Below are 17,411 nucleotides of genomic sequence, written 5' to 3'. Positions count from 1 at the left end.
AGGAACTGCACGCATGCTCACCACCGCTCCCTACGGCACCTGGGCGTCCCCGGTCGACGCCCGGACGGTCGCCGCGCACGACGGCCGGCCGGCCTTCCTCGGCGTGGTCGGCGACGAGGTGTGGTGGACCGAACCGCGGCCCGCCGAGGGCGGCCGGCGGGCGCTGGTCCGCCGGCGTCCGGACGGCACCGTCGAGTCGGTGCTGCCCGCCCCCTGGAACGTCCGCAGCCGGGTGCTGGAGTACGGCGGCCAGCCCTGGGCCGGCGCGGTCACCGGGGACGGCCCGCTGGTCGTCTTCAGCGACTTCGCCGACCAGCGGCTCTACGCCTATGAGCCGGACCGCGATGCCCCGCCCCGCCCGCTCACCCCGCTCTCCGCTGTCGGCGACGGACTGCGCTGGGCCGATCCGGTGCTGCGCCCGGAACTCGGCGAGGTGTGGTGCGTCCTGGAGGAGTTCACCGGCGACCGGCCGACGGACGTCCGGCGGGTGATCGCGGCCGTGCCGCTCGACGGATCGGCAGCCGAACGCCGCGCTGCCGTAAGGGAGTTGAGCGACGACCGGCACCGGTTCGTCACCGGTCCGCGGATCTCGCCGGACGGGCTCAGGGCCGCCTGGATCGCCTGGGACCACCCCCATATGCCCTGGGACGCCACCGTGGTGATGCTGGCCCGGATCGAGCCCGGCAAGGGGGAGTTCGCGGACGTCCGGCCGCTCGTCGGCGCACCGGGACCCGGCGCCGGTGACGGCGGGAGCGAGGAGTCCATCGCCCAGATCGAGTGGGCCGCCGACGGCTCGCTGCTGTTCGTCTCGGATCTCAGCGGCTGGTGGGAGGTGCAGCGCATCGACCCCGGTGCGGAGGCGGACGGGGTGGTGGCGAGCCGTGCGCTGTGCCCCGCCCGGGAAGAGGAGTTCGGCGGTCCGCTGTGGAACGTCGGACAGCGCTGGTTCCTGCCGCTGGAGGACGGCACCCTCGCGGTGATCCACGGCCGCGGCACCACCTCCCTCGGCATCCTCGACCCGGTCAGCGGTGAACTCGTCGACGCGGCGGGTCCCTGGACGGAGTGGGCGCCCACCCTCGCCGTCCACGGCAGCCGGGTCCTCGGCATCGCCGCCGGACCGCACCGCTCGTACGAGATCGTCGAGCTGGACACCTGCACCGGACGCGCCCGGGCGATCGCCTGCCGGCACACCGACGCGCTGGACCCGGCCTACTACCCCCGGCCGCGGCACCGCACCTTCACCGGCCCCGACGGGCGGGACATCCACGCCCATGTCCATCCGCCGCACAGCCCCGCATTCACCGCGCCCGAGGGCGAGTTGCCGCCCTTCGTGGTGTGGGCGCACGGCGGCCCCACCGGCCGCGCCCCGCTCGTGCTCGACCTGGAGATCGCCTACTTCACCTCCCGGGGCATCGGCGTCGCCGAGGTCAACTACGGCGGCTCGACCGGCTACGGCCGCGCCTACCGCGAGCGGCTGCGCGGACAGTGGGGCGTGGTGGACGTCGAGGACTGCGCGGCCGTGGCCCGGGCGCTCGCCGACGAGGGCACCGCCGACCGCGCCCGGCTCGCCATCCGCGGCGGCAGCGCCGGCGGCTGGACCACCGCCGTCTCGCTGACCGCCACCGACCTCTACGCCTGCGGCACCATCAGCTACCCGGTCCTGGATCTGGCCGGCTGGGCGACCGGCGGGACCCATGACTTCGAGTCGCAGTACCTGGAGTCCCTGGTCGGCCCGTTCGCCGAGGTGCCCGAGCGCTACCGCGAGCGTTCGCCGCTGCACCACGCGGACCGGATCACCGCCCCGTTCCTGCTGCTCCAGGGCCTGGACGATGTGATCTGCCCGCCGGCCCAGTGCGAACGCTTCCTCGCCGAGGTCGCCGGGCGCGGTATACCGCACGCCTATCTGTCCTTCCCCGGCGAGGGCCACGGCTTCCGCCGCGCGGACACCCTCATCCGCGCGCTGGAGGCCGAACTCTCCCTCTACGCCCAGACCTTCGGCTTCCGCCGCGAGGACGTCCCGGCACTGGAGCTGCGCCGATGACCGCCGTGCCGGCCGCACCGCTGCGCCGGCCGCCGCGACTGCGGCCCGGCGACCGGGTGGTGGTGCTCGCCCCCAGCGGCCCGATCGTGCCGGAGCGGCTGGACCGCGGGCTGGATGTGCTGCGCGGCTGGGACCTCGACCCGGTCGCCGCACCCCATGTCCTGGGCACCCACGGCACCTTGGACCATCTCGCGGCCCCTGACCAGGACCGGGCCCGTGACCTCCAGGACGCCTGGTGCGATCCGTCCGTCAAGGCCGTCTTCGCGGCGCGCGGCGGTTACGGCGCCCAGCGGATGGTCGACCTGCTGGACTGGGACGCCCTCCGGGCCGCGACGCCCAAGCCCCTGATCGGGTTCAGCGATGTGACGGTGCTGCACGAGGCGTTCGCGGTGCGCGCCGGGGTCTCCACCCTGCACGGCCCGGCGGTCGCGGGCGAGGTCTTCCTCAAGGACGACGCCACCCGCGAGCAGCTGCGCCGTACGCTCTTCGCGCCGGAGTCCGTCCGTACCCTCGCCTCGGCCTCGTCCCGCCCGCTGGTGCCGGGCCGTGCCCAGGGCGTCACCGTCGGGGGATGCCTCGCCATGCTCGCCAGCGAGCTGGGCACCCCGCAGGCCAGACCCGGTACGGCGGGCGGTCTGCTCCTGCTGGAGGACGTCGGGGAGCCGCCGTACCGCATCGACCGTGCGCTCACCCAACTCCTGCGGGCCGGCTGGCTGGACGGTGTGGCCGGGATCGTCCTCGGCTCCTGGGCGCGGTGCGGTCCGTACGAGCGGGTGCGGGAGGTGCTGGTGGACCGGCTGGGCGGGCTGGGGGTGCCGGTGGCCGAGGAGTTCGGCTTCGGTCACGGGGACAGTGCGCTGACCGTTCCGCTGGGGATCGCCGCGGAGCTGGACGCCACGGCCGGCACGCTGACCTTCACCGTCCCGGCCCTCGACTGAGGCCCGGCAGGCCGTTCCATTTGCGCGGTGTGCCCCCGCACCGTCCGGGGAGCGGTACTGAACTGACGTCCTATCAGAGGCTTGCGCCGGGCGCGTTGACACGGCCGTGACGCACATCACACCATGAGCGCGCCGCTGCCGACCGGTTGGTACGACGTGTCCCTGTGGAGGTCCTGGTGTCCAGCGAACCCCGAGCAGTGCCCCGCGCCCGGCGCCGCACCTCCCTCGCGCTGCTGGCCGCCGGTGCTCTCGTCGCCCCCGTCCTGACCGCCCCCACGACGGCGGCCACCGCCCCGTACACCGTCACCGCCCTGAAGGTCACCGTCCGCGCCGGAGCGCGCCACTGCACCCTGGACACCGACGTCTACCGCCCGGCCGGTGCCGATGCCGGGCACCCGGCGCCCGCCGTGCTGACCACCAACGGTTTCGGCGGCAGCAAGGCCGACGCCGCGACCGCCGGGCTCGCCAAGGCCTTCGCCGCCCGCGGCTATGTGGCGCTGGCCTACTCCGGCCTCGGCTTCGGCCGGACCGGCTGCCCGATCACCCTCGACGACCCCGGCATCGACGGCCGGGCGGCGCGTCAACTGCTCGATCTGCTGGCCGGCAGCCGGACGGCCGACAACGGCACCCGTATCGACTACGTCACCAAGGACGGCGGCCACGACCCACGGGTCGGCATGATCGGCGGGTCCTACGGCGGGGCGATCCAGCTGGCCACCGCCGCCGTCGACCACCGCGTCGACGCACTGGTCCCGCTGATCACCTGGCACGACCTCGTCTACTCCCTCGACCCCAACAACGCCGTCCGTACCCAGGGCAGCGGCGGACCGCTGCCCGGCGCATACAAGTGGCAGTGGACCAACGGGTTCTTCCTGCTCGGCGAGGCGCAGGGGCTGCTGCACCCGGACCTGGACCGGTCACGGGCCGGCGGCGCCGGCTGTCTGCACTTCGCCGCACCGGCCTGTGCCACCAAGCGGCTGCTGGACTCGGGGCGCTACCCGGCCGAGCGGACCCGCGCGGTGCTCCGCTATGCGCGCAGCGTCTCCCCGGTCTCGTACCTGAAGGCGGTCAAGGCGCCGACGCTGCTGATCCAGGGCCAGGCCGACACCCTCTTCAACCTCAACGAGGCCACCGCCACCTATCGCACGCTCACCGCACAGGGCACCCCGGCCAGGATGATCTGGCAGTCATGGGGGCACAGCGGCGGGATGAAGAAGCCCGCGAAGGGCGAACTCGACCTGGCCCGGGGCAACCTGGAGACCAGTTACGTCGGACGGCGGATCCTCGCCTGGTTCGGGCGGTATCTGCACCACCGGACGGCGACCGGCACCGGACCGGCCTTCGCGTACTACCGGGACTGGGTGACCGGCGGGTCCGCGTACGGCACCTCGTCGGGCCTGCCGGAGAGCAGGCAGCGGCTGTACCTCTCCGGCGACGGCCAGCTGGTCGGCCACCGCGGCGAGGTGGCGCGCGGCAGCCGTACGTACCGCAATCTGCGGTTCGCGACGAGCCATTCGGAGAGCTCGCTCTCCGGGATGCTGGGCCTGGCCGACCCGGCGCCGTACGACGCCGGCGGCACCTTCGCGGACTGGACGTCCCGGCCGGTGACCGGCCGGCCGGTGGAGGTGGTGGGTGCGCCCAGGGTGACGCTGCGGGTGGTCTCGCCGGGGGCCGAGCGGGTGCAGAACTCCGCCGACGCGGCCTACCGCCTCGTGGTCTTCGCCAAGCTCTACGACGTCGCGCCGGACGGCCGGCAGACGCTGGTGCACCGGTTGGTGGCCCCGGCCCGGGTGCCCGATGTGACCCGGCGGTTCACCGTGGAACTGCCGGGCATCGTGCACCGGTACGAGCCGGGGCACCGACTGCGCTTCGTGCTCGCCGCGAGTGACGACGCCTATGCGGGCAATCGCGGTGTGAAGCGGGTGACGGTCACCAGCGCGCCCGAGGACACCGGGGTCCTCGAACTCCCCGTCACCGAAGGGGTGTTGCGGTAGCGGATGAGGTGGATGCCGTAGGGACAGGAGTCAAGGGCGGAACGGGCCGGGTGCGCCGGCGGCCGAGGGGGCCGCGGGCATCGTCCGAACCGTCCGCGGAGGGGGTGGCTCAGGCCTCGTCGACCGAGATGGCCTGTACCGGGCAGGCGCGGGCGGCCTCCCGTACCAGCGGGTCGCCCGCGCCGTCCTCACGGCCGGGCAGCAGCGCGCTGAAGCCGTCGTCGTCCTGGGTGAACACCCCAGGAGCCGTCAGGGCGCACTGACCGGCGCCGATACAGACATCTGTGTCGATGGTGATCCGCATCCCGGACCCCTTTCGTTCGTCCGCCGTCATGACCGCTACCAGGCCAACGGCAGTTCGATCATTCCTTGCAGAGTGTCCCCCGGCTTGAAGGGAATCTCGGCAGCCGGCACGGCGAGTCGCAGATCCGGAATCCTGGTGAACAGGGAGCGCAGAGCGATCTCCATCTCCGCCCGGGCGAGGTTCTGCCCCAGGCACTGGTGGATCCCGAAGCCGAACGCGACGTGGTGGCGGGCGGAGCGGCGCAGGTCCAGCCGGTCCGGCGACGGATAGGCGGTGTCGTCCCGGTTGATCAGGGAGGTGGGGAACAGCACCCCGTCATCGGCGCGGATCAGCACCCCGCCGATCTCGATGTCCTCCTTCGCCACCCGCAGCATGCCGTCGGCGATGGACAGGAACCGCAGCAGCTCCTCCACGGCGGCCGGTATCAGGCTCTCCTCGGCCTTCAACTGCGCCAGTTGCTCGGGGTGTTCGAGGAGGGTGAAGGTGCCGAGCGAGATCATGTTCGCGGTGGTCTCATGGCCGGCCACCAGCAGGATCATCGTGAGCCGGACCAGCTCGTCGTGTTCCAGGGCACCGGACTGCAACCGGTCCTGGATCAGTTCGTCCAGCAGCCCGTCGCCCGGCTTCTTCACCTTGTCGGCGATCAGTCCGGCGAAGTACCGCTCCAGTTCGAGGCTGGCTTCCTCCGCCTCCGCGGCTGTCCGCCCTTGCAGCATGCGGCGCGAGGCCCCCTCGAAGAACTCGTGGTCGGAGTACGGGACGCCGAGCAGCGAACAGATCACCATCGAGGGCACCGGCAGCGCGAACGCGGAGACCAGCTCGGCGGGCGGGCCCTGGGCCAGCATCCGGTCGAGCAGCTCGTCGACGATCCGCTGGATCTCCGGCCGCAGTGCGGCGACCCGCTTGGTGCTGAAGCTGGGGATCAGCATCCGGCGCTGGGTGTTGTGCTCCGGGTCGTCCACCCCGATCAGTGGGGCCGCACCCGGCGGATCGCCTCGAAGCGCTCGACGGGTATCGGGAAGGCCGGATTCTGCCGGTCGGCGGAGAGCCGCTGGTCGCTCAGGAGCGCCCGGGCCTCGGCGTGGCCGGTCACCGCCCATACCTTGCGGCCGTCGTAGAAGGTGACGTGCGTCAGCGGGCCCGCCTCGCGCAGCGGCTGATAGCCGGACGGGGGGTGGTAGGGGCAGGTGCGGTCCTGGAAGTAGGGGATGGCTTCGGTCACGAATTCCTCCCGTGCGGGGGGTTCGAGTGGACTCGAAGCCCCCGTGTGTTGAGTTGTCAATGCTGAAGCGCGCCGTATTGGCCGCGCTGATCTCCACTTCACGTCGAGGGCCTCGGGCCCGTCTACCCGGAGATCGGCCAACTTGGTGGAAAATCGGCCGAGTTGAGTACCTTCATGGCCCTACTGGGCGCTATCGCAGGGGTGCATCAGGGTGTCGATCACCCCGTCGAGATAGCGCTCGCGTGCGGCGCCGGCCGGCAGGATCTGGGGGACCGCGTGCCCCAGCTGGGCGTGCCCGAGGTAGGCGGTGTACGCGAGCAGGCCGCGCCGTCGCGCCTCGTCCTCGGGGAAGCCCAACTCCGCGAAGAGCGAGGCGACATAGCCGATCCGCCGGTCGGTCACCCGGGCGAGCACGGCGGCGACCCGGGGCTGTGCCGCGGTGGCCAGCAGGGCCAGCTCCAGGGGGTCCTCGGCGGCCCGCTCGGTGGCCCGCAGCAGCAGTCGGCGCAGCCGCTTGCCGGGGTCGGGCTCGGCCTCGATCTCGGTGATCACGGCCTCCGTGCCGAGCTCTTCCCAGCGCTCCAGCGCGGCCTCGATCAGCGCGTCCCGATTGGCGAAGTGCCAGTAGAAGCTGCCCTTGGTGGTGCCCAGCCGGGCGGCCAGCGGCTCCACGGCCACCGCCGCGAGCCCGCCCTCGCCGATCGCCGCCAGGGCCGCATCGGCCCAGTCCTGGGCGGTCAGTCGCTGTCGCGCGCCGCTGCCGCCGGTCTCCCTCGCCCGCTGTCGTGCCATACCCATACGCTACCGTATGGTCAAACATACGCAACCGTATGGAGGTGCCCTTGTGAGTACCGTCCGAGACGTCCATGCCCGCACCGTCGCGGCCCCTGCCGAGGCCGTCGGCGCCCTGCTCGACCGGCTGGGCGGCGACCGTGATCCGCTCTTCCCCACCCCCGTGTGGCCGGCGATGCGCTTCGACCGGCCGCTCGGCGTCGGCGCCGACGGCGGGCACGGACCCGTCCGCTACCGCGTCGCCGCCTACGAGCCGGGCCGCCGTATCCGCTTCGACTTCACGGACGGTCACGGCTGGCACGAGATCACCGTGCGGCCGGTGGGACCGGACCACTGCCGGGTGGAACACGTACTGGAGAGCCGCCTGACGTTCACCGGTCGGCTTACGTGGTCGCTGGCGGTGCGCGCCGTGCACGGCACGGTCGTCGAGGAGATCTTCGACAACATCGAAAGGGCCGCCACCGGCCGGGTCCTGGCACCGGTCCGCCGCAGGCCCCTCGTCCGGCTTCTCAACCGCCTGCTGTGGGACCGCCCCAAGGCCGTCGAGCTCCCCGCCGCCGCCCGGCTGGCGCACCAGGCCTTCTCCCGCCCCGACTTCCAGGACGCCTGGCAGATGGAGCTGCTGCCGGGCATGCCGCGCGAACCGGAGGCCTGGGAGGGGGTGTTTCCCGGTGCGTCCTTCCCCGTCATGGGGCGCGCGGGCGGTGAGATCCTGCTCGGCCGGGACGCCGGGCACCTGGACTTCCGCGCCTCGATCCTCGTCGCGGACGGCCAGGTCACCCTCGGTACGGTCGTCCGCCTCCACAACACGGCGGGCCGGCTCTACTTCGCCGTCGTGCGCCAAGTCCACCCGTACATGGCCCGGCTGATGCTGCGCCGTTTCCACCGCCGGCTGGCGCTGGCCGCACCGAGCGCGGCGGAGCGCGAGGCGGCGCGGGTCTGAGCGGGGGCGCATTCGGGGACGGAGCAGGCCTGGGCGGCGCTCGGCGGCGACCTTGCTGGACGCGCCGGTATGGGGCCGGTACGGGTCAGGAGACGCGCCAGGCAACCGCGTACGGCTGAGCAAACCGAGTGATCCGGTGCGCCCGCACGACGATCTCGGCGTTCCCGGCGGGAATCGTCTTCCAGTTGACCTGCTCAACGTTGTTGACGCGGTCGAATCCCGGCCCCGTGCCCATGTTGCCGTGGCGTTCCTGACCACCGGCGCGGACGATGAGGTCGAGGTCGTTCTGCAGGGCCGCTCCGGGCGGGTCCGTCCAGACCAGGGTGATCTTCAGCGTGTGATCGCCCTGACTCGGGATGGCGATGTTGAACGCGCGTTCCTCGTCCTGCTCCAGCTCCGCCTCGTCGGCGAAGCCCGCCTCGTCGGCGTTACCAGGGATGATGATGGACCGTTCGAGGTTGACGCGCCCGAAGCCGGAGCTGTTGTTCGGGGAGGGGCCCGCCTCGCTGGGGTTGTACTGGCCGGGAAGTTCGCCCGCTCCGTTGATCAGCATGGCCTTGATGAGCGCGGCGCTCGGCTTGGGGGTGCCGTTGTTCACCAGGGTCTCGCGCAGCACCGCCACACAGCCCGCGACCAGAGGGGTGGCCATGCTGGTGCCGGATTCAAAGAAGAAATCGGGGTCCGAGGAGACACCGAAGCGTACGTCGGTGGGCGCCACCCGCGAGTGCGTCGACAGGATCGAGGTTCCGGGCGCGACGACGTCCGGCTTGATACGGCCCTCCCGGGTCGGTCCGCGGCTGCTGAAGGCTGCCATCCCGGCCGGGTTGTTCGCCATCGGGTCGTCGCGGATCGGGTTCACGCCGAACCGGGCGAAGCTCAGCTGGCCATAGGTTTTGGGAATGTCGGGGCGCTTGCCTTCGCTGGCGCCCACGGTGATGCAGTTCTTGGCCCCTGTCCACCCACTGACTGCTCCCTCGTCGATACGGCCGTCCCGGTTCTGGTCGCGGCCGTCATTGCCCGCGGCGAAGAGGATGACGAGGTCCTTGTGGTCCCAGACCATCTTGTCGACCTCGCCACCGGTGGTGCCATACGGAAGGCCCGGGTCTTTGGGCCCCCACGAGTTGGTGTGGATCCGTGCCCCGTCGTCGCGGAAGGGCGGCTCGAAAAGATCCCGCAGATCGGACGGGATGCCGCCGAGTCCGCCGAAGTCGTCCAGGAGGGACTGGAGGACCAGCGTCGCCTCGGGCGCCGTGCCCGTGATGGGACCGCCCATGGACGCCGATGTCCCGTCGCCGAGGACCGAGCCCGCCACGTGGGTTCCGTGCCCGTCGGGGTCGTCCGTCCTATTGGGGTTGGTACGGCCGAAGGCGGTCAGGCGCTTGACCCGGCCGGTGAAGGCGGGGTGCACATTCGTCGTGGAACCGCGGTCGAAGCCGGTGTCGGCGACGGCCACGACCTGGCCCTTTCCTCGAAACTTGGTGCCGTTGACGGATACCTGGGCATTCATCAGCTTTCCGGCGACGGTGTTGTACAGCACCGCCTTGGGGACCTCCTCCACATGCCGGACCTCGTCGAGGGAGGCCAGCGCGGCCAGGTCCTGTTCCCGGACCGTCATGCGCACCTTGTGCCCGTTCGCCTCGACCGCCTCGGGTTGGGAGCCCGCGGCCCGGGCGATCCGCTGCTGCACACCGTCCGCCCCGGCGTCGACATCGTCATGGACGACGACATCGACCGTACGGGTGTCGGGCCCGCCGGCACCCGCAAGGGGATCGGCCAGGACGGCGACGGCCGGCCGCATCCGGGCCGAACGCAGCGACGGCGCGATCTTGAACCCCTTGAGATACACATCCGCCCAGGTCACGAAGGGCAGCTCGCGTACGGCCTCCAGGTCTGAAGGCCGGTAGCCGCACAGATAGGTGCTCTCCGGAACGTATTCGTGGATCTCCACGCCGAGCGCCGCGAGCTGCTCCCGCTCCTCGGCGGTGGGCACATGTGTGGTCTGTACGAGCAGGTAGTTGGACGCGGAGGCGTCCTCCGAGACCAGTGAGGCACTGGCCAGCTCCGCGGACTGGACCAATGGGTCCATGGTGATGCCATTAATGGTGATACGGGCCATAACGGACTCCTGGGGTCACACGGGGACGAATGATCACACTTTGTCATCGGATGGGCGCGATCCGTCACAGGCGTGGCCGGTGTGCTCCGCCCGCGGAACAGGGCGACCCGGCCGATCACTGGCAGGCCACCGCCGCCGCTCCGTACCATCTGCCGATGACGACCAGCGACCGCTACCTGGCTCAAGGCCCACGGGTCGGCATCCGCCACTTCACCGCCGCCGACCGGGACGAGTTCACCACCGCCGCGCGGGAGAGCGCGGAGCTGCACCGGCCGTGGCTCTTCCCGCCGGCCGACGACGCCGCGTACGACGGCTATCTGCAAAGGCTCCAGGAGCCGTCCCGCGAAGGCTTCTTGATCTGCGAACTCGACGACGGCCGGATCGCCGGCTACCTCACGATCAACAACATCGTGCACGGCGCCTTCCGCTGCGGCGCGATCGGCTACGGCGCCTTCGCCCACGCGGCCGGCCGCGGCCTGATGAGCGAGGGCCTGCGCCTTGTACTGCACCACGCCTTCACCCGGCTGGGTCTGCACCGCCTGGAGGTCAACATCCAGCCGGCCAACGAACAGTCGATCGCCCTGGCCAAACGGGCCGGCTTCCGCCTGGAGGGCTTCTCCCCGGACTTCCTCTTCATCGACGGCGCCTGGCGCGACCACGAACGGTGGGCGATCACCAGCGAGATGTTTCCGGGCGGGGCGGGGTGAGGCGACGCCGATTGCGCTGTGAGGGCGGCGTGAGGCGAGAGCGACGTGATGGGATGGCGGCCATGGACATCGTCTTCCACCGCACCGCGCCGGTCTTCCGGATCTTCGACGTGGCCAAGGCCCATGAGTTCTACGTCGACTACCTCGGCTGTACCGTCGACTGGGAGCACCGCTTCGAGCCCGGTATGCCGCTCTACACCCAGGTCTCGCGCGGCGGGCTCGTCCTGCACCTGTCCGAGCACCACGGCGATGCGACCCCCGGCTCCACGGTTCACATGGAGCTGACCGGGGTGCGCGCGCTCCACGCCGAACTGGCCGGCAAGCGCTATCCGTATCTGCGCCCCGGCCTGGAGCGCGACGAGACCGGGACCTGCCTCACCCTCACCGACCCCTTCGGCAACCAGCTGCGCTTCAACGAGCCGGGCCCGGCCGGGTCCTGACGGCGCTGACGGTTTGCCGGGTCGTCGCCATCGGTACGGACTTCCGTTCTGCACAAGCCAGTTGGCCGGATCGCCAGGGTATGCCGATGAATCTTGCGGAACCTCCGCATTTTCCGGCGGCCCGTGTGACGATCTTCCTATGCGTCGCACCGTCCTCATCGATGCCCCGTCCAACCTCGGCCTGCGCCCGCCCGCGCCCGGCACCGTCCCCGGCTGCTACAAGCTCGCCGGTGCCCTGCGTGAGCAGGGGCTGCTGCGCCGCCTCGGGGCGCTGGAGGGCGGGGTGGTGGTGCCGCCGCGCTACGACCTGGGGGAGTGGCGGGAGGGGGTGGACGGGGATTTCAACGCCGCGGCCCTCGGCGCGTACACCCGCAAACTGGCCACCCGCGTCGAGGACCATGTACGCGGCGGCGACTTCCCGGTGGTGCTCGGCGGGGATTGCAGCATCCTGCTGGGAGCCGTCCTCGGGCTGCGGCGGCTCGGGCGCTACGGCGTGGCCTATCTGGACGGGCACGGCGACTTCCGGCATCCGGGGAACGTGGCCGTATCGGGGCCGTTGGGAGCCGCGGCCGGGGAGGGCGTCGCGCAGATCACCGGGCGGGGACAGGCCGATCTCACGGACATCGACGGGCTGCGGCCGTACGTCCGCGACGAGGACGTGAGCGTGCTGGGGATCCGCGACGCGGACGAGGACCAGGAGGAGTTCGCGGCGCTCGGCATCAGCCACACACCGGTCGGCGCGATCCGGCGGCGCGGCCCGGACACGGTCGCCCGCGAGGCGCTCACCCACCTCCAGACCCCCGCGCTCGACGGCTTCTGGATCCATCTCGACGCGGACGTCCTCGACCCTTCGGTCATGCCGGCCGTCGACAGTCCCGACCCGGACGGCCTGCTGACCGACGAACTGCGCGCGCTGCTCGGCCCGTTGGCTGCCGCACCGCGCTGCACCGGCATCACCGTCGCCATCTACGACCCGGACCGCGACCCGGAAGGGGAGGGCGCCGCCCTGCTCGCCGGGCTCCTTGAGGACGTCTTTGCGCAACCCTGACCCCGCCCGGCCGCAAGAGGCCCTGTGCAGACCGGCGAGCACGCGGTTCCATGGTCAACAGGAGGCCGCCGCAGCCGAGGTGGCCCGGTCCAGCATTGCGAGGCAGCCGTGGCCACGAGCGTGCGACGCACCACCCTGACCCTTCCCGCCGCCCCCCTCGGTCCGGACAACCCGCTCCCCGCCCTCCGCGGCGGCCACGACCTGCACCGCGTCGAAGTGCCCCAGGACACCGCCCTGCCGGCCGATATGGCCCGGCAGATCGGCCACCGGCCGCTGCGCTCGATCCTGCCGACCCGGATGCGCGACGGCTACGGCCGGGCCCGCCGCGCCACCGATCTAGAGGCGCTGGTCATCGAGAACGACCGGCTGCGCGCCACCGTCCTGCCCGGCCTCGGCGGCCGCGTCCACTCCCTGCACCACAAGCCCACCGGCCGCGAACTGCTCTACCGCAACCCGGTGGTGCAGCCCGCCGCCTTCGCCCTCAACGGCGCCTGGTTCTCCGGCGGCATCGAGTGGAACATCGGCGCCACCGGCCACACCACCCTCTCCTGCGCCCCGCTGCACGCCGCCCGCGTCCCGGCCCCGGACTGGGGGCACCTCCCACGCCGTCAAGGCAGTGGGGGAGGGGAGATGCTGCGGCTGTGGGAGTGGGAGCGGCTGCGCGATCTGCCCTTCCAGGTGGACCTGTGGCTGCCGGACGGCTCCGACTTCCTCTATGTGGGCGTACGCATCCGTAATCCCCACCACCACAGCGTCCCCGTCTACTGGTGGTCCAACATCGCGGTACCCGAGGCGGAGGGCAGCCGCGTCCTGGCGCCCGCCGACGCGGCCTGGCACTTCGGCTACGAGCGGACCCTGCGGCGGGTTCCGGTCCCGGACTCCGACGGTGCCGACCGGACCTACCCGCTGCGCAGCGAGTTCCCTGCCGACTACTTCTACGACGTGCCGGACGGCGCCCGCCGCTGGATCACCTCGCTCGACGCGGATGGCCGCGGACTGGTGCAGACCTCCACCGATGCGCTGCGCGGCCGCAAGCTGTTCCTGTGGGGCGCGGGGCGGGCCGGGCGGCGCTGGCAGCAGTGGCTCACCGAGCCGGGCACCGGTGGCTATGCCGAGATCCAGGCCGGGCTGGCCCGTACGCAGCTGGAGCATCTGCCGCTGGACGGCGGCGGCGCGTTCAGCTGGCTGGAGGCGTACGGCCCGCTCGCGACCGACCCGGCGACCGTGCACGGCGCGGACTGGGCGGCGGCCCGCGGTGAGGTCGCGGACCGCCTGGAGGCGGCCCTGCCGCGGGCCGATGTCGAGGCCGCCTACGCCGCCTGGCTGCCGTACGCCGACCGGGAACCGAAGGAACCGCTGGCCACCGGCTCGGGCTGGGGCGCGCTGGAGGTCGCCCGGGCGGACCTGGACCTGCCGGGTACGCCGTTCGACCCGGCCACCCTCGGGCCCGATCAGGAGCCCTGGCTGACGCTGCTGCGGACCGGGGAACTGCCCGACCAAGGGGCCCTGTCCTCCTCGGTGTTGACCGCACCGGCCTGGCGCGAGCTGCTGGAGTCCGCGCCGTCGGGCCCGGCCACCGACTACCACCTCGGCCTCGCCCAGTGGCAGGCCGGCGACCGCGCCCAGGCCGTCCGCAGCTGGGAGCGCGCACTCCGCGAGGGCGCCGGTGCCCTGCCGCTGTACTGCCTGGCCGTCGCCGAGACCGCGGCGGGCGAGCCCGGCCGCGCCGCCGAACGGTATGCGCAGGCCTGTGCCGTGGCCGCCCGACCGGCCTCGGCGGACGGCCCGGACGGCGGCGCCTGGCGCGCGGTGCGCACCGCGCTCGCCCGGGAGGCCGTTCCCGCACTGCTCGCCGTCGGCCGGACCGACGAGGCCGCGGAGCTGCTGGCCGGGCTGCCACCGGCAGACCTGGCCGACGGACGCTTCCGGCTGCTGACCGCACAGCTGCTGCTCGCCCAGGGCTGGCCGGACGCCGCCCGTGAGATCTTCGACGCCGGTTTCGAGATCGCCGATCTGCGGGAGGGCGACGAAACGCTCAGCGACACCTGGTACGCCATCGCCGAGCAGCTCACCGCGGGCGGCGGGCCGGTCACCGAGGAGGTACGCGGCAGGGCCCGGACCCGGCATCCGCTCCCGGAGCGCTACGAGTACCGGATGCGGCCGGCGGACGGTCCGCCGGCGGGCGAGGCCGTTACGCCGGTCCGGTGAACGTACCCGGCCCGTGGAATGATCCCGGAGCTGGACGCGTTGTGGCGCATCATGAAGGCAATCAGCGCGCAGCAATACGGCGGCCCCGAGGTCCTCGCCTACACCGACCTGCCCGACCCGAAGGTCGGCCCGGACTCGGTCCTGGTCCGGGTGAAGGCGGCCGGGGTCAACCCCGTCGACTGGAAGGTCCTCGCGGGCTATCTGGACCCCATGATGGATGTGTACTTCCCGCTCGTCCCGGGCTGGGACGTGGCGGGCGTGGTCGAGGCGGTCGGCGCCGACGCCACCGAGTACGCGGTCGGTGACGAGGTCATCGGCTATGTGCGCAAGGACGCCGTCCAGCACGGCACCTTCGCCGAGCTGGTTGCCGCGCCCGTCAGGACCCTGGCGCGCAAGCCCGCCGCGCTCAGCTGGCAGCAGGCCGCCGGACTGCCGCTGGCCGGGCTGACGGCCTATCAGTCGATCAAGCGGGTCGGCGCGCGGGCGGGCGAGACGGTCCTGGTGCACGCCGCGGCCGGCGGGGTCGGCTCGTTCGCCGTCCAGATCCTGGTGGCCCAGGGCGCCCGCGTCATCGGCACGGCCAGCGAGCGCAACCACGACTTCCTGCGGTCGCTGGGCGCCGAGCCGGTCACCTATGGCGACGGCCTCGCCGACCGGGTGCGGGCACTAGCACCCGACGGCATCGATGCGGCCCTGGACTTCGTCGGCGGTGGCGTGGTCGATGTCTCGCAGCAGCTGCTCAAGGACCGCGGCCGGGTGGCGTCCATCGCCGACGGCGAGGTCACGGCGAAGGGCGGCCACATGGTGTGGGTACGCCCGGACACCGCGGACCTGACCGCGCTCGGTGCGCTCGCGGACGCCGGGAAGCTGACCGTGCCGGTCGATGCGGTCTTCCCGCTGTCCGAGGCCGCCGAGGCGTTCCGGCAGAGCCAGGAGGGGCGGACCCGCGGCAAGATCGTCCTGGAGGTGTCCTGACCGCGGGACGTTCCGCTCCCCGGCGAGCGGGGCACGGAGTCCGCTCAGGCCTCCGTGCCCTGCTTCCGGTCGACGTACTCGAAGACCGAGCCGTCCGGGTGCCGGGCCACGAGGTTGCGGCCGATGGGCGTCGGCAGCGGACCGGCGATGATGTCCGCGCCGACGGCCTTCAGATCGGCCACCGCCTCGTCGACGTCCGTCACCGCGAGGGTGGCGGTGATCTTCCGCAGCACCGACAACTCCGCCTCGGGGCCGCTCATCAGGAAGAAGCACCCGACCGCCGCAACCGCCACCCCGCCGCGCTGGAAGCGGATCGCCTCGGCGCCGGTCAGCCGTTCGTAGACGCCGATCGCGGTATTGAGATCACCGACGCACACCCGCAAGGAGGTCCCGAGAATGTCCATGCGGGCAACCCTAGTTGGGGTGCCGCCGGTACGCGATCACTTGGCCATGATCAGACCGTACTTCGCCGCGCCCCGTGACAGCACGACGTCCCGGATGGCGTCGCGGGCCTTGCGGTAGTCGCTGCGCCCGGGCTGCCCGGCGAGCGCCGCATTGAGGTTCACGACCCGGAACCCGTTGTTGACGTCGGTGAGTTGGGGGATGAACTCCGCTCTGCGTACCGTCCAGCGCTGCCCCGGCCCGGCCGGCCCGGCAAAGGTGAAGCGGGCCATCGAACTCAGATTGCCCCGGCCGTCCGGCTGGTCGCTGTGGTTGAACATATGGCCCGCCAGCTGGTCGCCCATGCCGTAGACGACCCAGGTGCCGTTGACCTTCTCGTACGCCTGCGGGACATGCGCATGGGTGCCCAGGATCAGATCGATGTCCGGCCGGCCCGCGGTGCGCGCCGCGGTCAGCGCCCGGGCCAGTGTGCGCTGTTGCTCGTCGACCGGCTGCTGCCACTCGGTGCCCCAGTGGATGCTGACGACGACCACGTCGGCGCCCGCCTCACGGGCCGCCCGGGCATCGGCAATGATCTTCTTCTGGTTGATCAGATTGACCGTCCAGGGCGCATTGCCGGGCAGCGGGATGCCATTGGTGCCGTAGGTGTAGGAGAGCTGGGCGACCCGCGCGCCGCCGGCCCTGAGCAGAGTGGTCCGGGCCGCTTCGGTGGCGGAGCGGGCCGAGCCGCTGTGTCGCAGACCGACCGCGTCCATCGCGCCGAGGGTGCGGCGCACCCCGTCCGCACCGTCGTCGAGGGTGTGGTTGGAGGCGGTGGAGCAGGAGTCGTATCCGGTGTCCTTGAGGGCGGCGGCGACCTGCGGCGGGGACTTGAAGGAGGGGTAGCCGGTGAACGGGCCGCCGTCCCTGCCGTAGATCGTCTCCATGTGGCAGATCGCCAGATCGGCGCCGGAGACCACCGGTTTCACCCCGGCGAACATGGCACGGAAGTCATGGCCACGGCCGTGCGCATCGCTGGCGGACTGCTTGATGATCTCGTTGTGCGGCAGTACGTCGCCGCTGGCCAGCAGGGTGAAGCCGGCCGCCGCGGAGGCCTGGGAGGCGCCCGGCCGGGCGGGCGGTGAGGGGCGCTCGGGGGCCGCGGCGCGCTGGGCGCCGCAGCCCGCCGCGAGGAGCGCGGTCAGTGCCGCGGCGGTGGCTATTCGGTATCGGCTCACGCCCCATCCATACCGGGATCAATAGGACTTATCAGCCGGGGGAGGGGCGGGGCTGCGCCGTTGG

At 72.2% G+C, this 17,411-nt stretch carries 14 protein-coding genes and 1 pseudogene; 9 read left to right on the top strand and 6 right to left on the bottom strand.

All coding sequences use genetic code 11. The features are described from left to right. Positions 1 to 13 precede the first annotated feature (13 nt). The 3 genes from ACZ55A_RS08550 (at position 14) to ACZ55A_RS08540 (ending at position 4,973) form a co-directional block, all read left to right on the top strand. Entirely contained in the window at positions 14 to 2,041 is a 2,028-nt protein-coding gene (locus tag ACZ55A_RS08550) for a S9 family peptidase (RefSeq protein ID WP_468836158.1), read from the top strand. Further along, complete coding sequence (locus tag ACZ55A_RS08545) at positions 2,038 to 2,979, top strand: S66 peptidase family protein (RefSeq protein ID WP_468836156.1); 942 nt, start codon at positions 2,038 to 2,040, stop codon at positions 2,977 to 2,979. The genes ACZ55A_RS08550 and ACZ55A_RS08545 overlap by 4 nt, the downstream gene beginning before the upstream one ends. A 176-nt stretch (positions 2,980 to 3,155) precedes the next feature. Then, positions 3,156 to 4,973 (top strand): CocE/NonD family hydrolase, encoded by a 1,818-nt coding sequence (locus ACZ55A_RS08540; protein WP_468836153.1) that lies wholly within the window; start codon positions 3,156 to 3,158, stop codon positions 4,971 to 4,973. 109 nt (positions 4,974 to 5,082) lie between these two features. Here the strand turns inward: ACZ55A_RS08540 and ACZ55A_RS08535 are convergent, their stop codons facing one another. From ACZ55A_RS08535 to ACZ55A_RS08525, 3 genes and pseudogenes are all read right to left on the bottom strand, one after another. Continuing rightward, positions 5,083 to 5,277 carry a ferredoxin gene (locus tag ACZ55A_RS08535; protein ID WP_468836150.1) on the bottom strand — a complete coding sequence of 65 codons (195 nt, stop codon included), beginning with the start codon at positions 5,275 to 5,277 and terminating at the stop codon, positions 5,083 to 5,085. Between the two features lie 35 nt (positions 5,278 to 5,312). Continuing rightward, a pseudogene (locus ACZ55A_RS08530) lies at positions 5,313 to 6,499 on the bottom strand (cytochrome P450). 180 nt (positions 6,500 to 6,679) lie between these two features. Then, a complete protein-coding gene (locus ACZ55A_RS08525) occupies positions 6,680 to 7,297 on the bottom strand; it encodes a TetR/AcrR family transcriptional regulator (RefSeq protein ID WP_468836148.1) in 618 nt (205 codons plus the stop codon). A 46-nt stretch (positions 7,298 to 7,343) separates the two neighbouring features. On the opposite strand from ACZ55A_RS08525, the gene ACZ55A_RS08520 reads away from it, so the two are divergent. After that, complete coding sequence (locus ACZ55A_RS08520; RefSeq protein WP_468836145.1) at positions 7,344 to 8,234, top strand: DUF2867 domain-containing protein; 891 nt, start codon at positions 7,344 to 7,346, stop codon at positions 8,232 to 8,234. An 85-nt stretch (positions 8,235 to 8,319) separates the two neighbouring features. Here the strand turns inward: ACZ55A_RS08520 and ACZ55A_RS08515 are convergent, their stop codons facing one another. Continuing rightward, complete coding sequence (locus ACZ55A_RS08515; protein WP_468836143.1) at positions 8,320 to 10,350, bottom strand: S8 family serine peptidase; 2,031 nt, start codon at positions 10,348 to 10,350, stop codon at positions 8,320 to 8,322. Positions 10,351 to 10,505: 155 nt separating this feature from the next. Between ACZ55A_RS08515 and ACZ55A_RS08510 the strand changes: the two genes are divergently transcribed. From ACZ55A_RS08510 to ACZ55A_RS08490, 5 genes are all read left to right on the top strand, one after another. After that, a complete protein-coding gene (locus ACZ55A_RS08510; protein ID WP_468836140.1) occupies positions 10,506 to 11,057 on the top strand; it encodes a GNAT family N-acetyltransferase in 552 nt (183 codons plus the stop codon). Between the two features lie 62 nt (positions 11,058 to 11,119). Further along, positions 11,120 to 11,497 carry a glyoxalase superfamily protein gene (locus tag ACZ55A_RS08505; protein WP_468836138.1) on the top strand — a complete coding sequence of 126 codons (378 nt, stop codon included), beginning with the start codon at positions 11,120 to 11,122 and terminating at the stop codon, positions 11,495 to 11,497. Between the two features lie 139 nt (positions 11,498 to 11,636). Further along, entirely contained in the window at positions 11,637 to 12,545 is a 909-nt protein-coding gene (locus ACZ55A_RS08500; RefSeq protein WP_468836136.1) for an arginase family protein, read from the top strand. Positions 12,546 to 12,653: 108 nt separating this feature from the next. Further along, a complete protein-coding gene (locus ACZ55A_RS08495) occupies positions 12,654 to 14,753 on the top strand; it encodes a DUF5107 domain-containing protein (RefSeq protein ID WP_468836134.1) in 2,100 nt (699 codons plus the stop codon). 51 nt (positions 14,754 to 14,804) lie between these two features. Further along, on the top strand, positions 14,805 to 15,728 hold the full coding sequence (locus tag ACZ55A_RS08490; RefSeq protein WP_468836131.1) for an NADP-dependent oxidoreductase: 924 nt from the start codon (positions 14,805 to 14,807) through the stop codon (positions 15,726 to 15,728). Between the two features lie 44 nt (positions 15,729 to 15,772). Here the strand turns inward: ACZ55A_RS08490 and ACZ55A_RS08485 are convergent, their stop codons facing one another. Then, a complete protein-coding gene (locus tag ACZ55A_RS08485; RefSeq protein WP_468836129.1) occupies positions 15,773 to 16,132 on the bottom strand; it encodes a VOC family protein in 360 nt (119 codons plus the stop codon). A gap of 36 nt (positions 16,133 to 16,168) precedes the next feature. Beyond that, a complete protein-coding gene (locus ACZ55A_RS08480; RefSeq protein ID WP_468836127.1) occupies positions 16,169 to 17,347 on the bottom strand; it encodes a CapA family protein in 1,179 nt (392 codons plus the stop codon). Between the last annotated feature and the right edge of the window lie 64 nt (positions 17,348 to 17,411).

The organism is Streptomyces sp. NPDC034111 (assembly GCF_055575375.1).
This window is presented reverse-complemented; position numbering and strand designations above follow the sequence as displayed.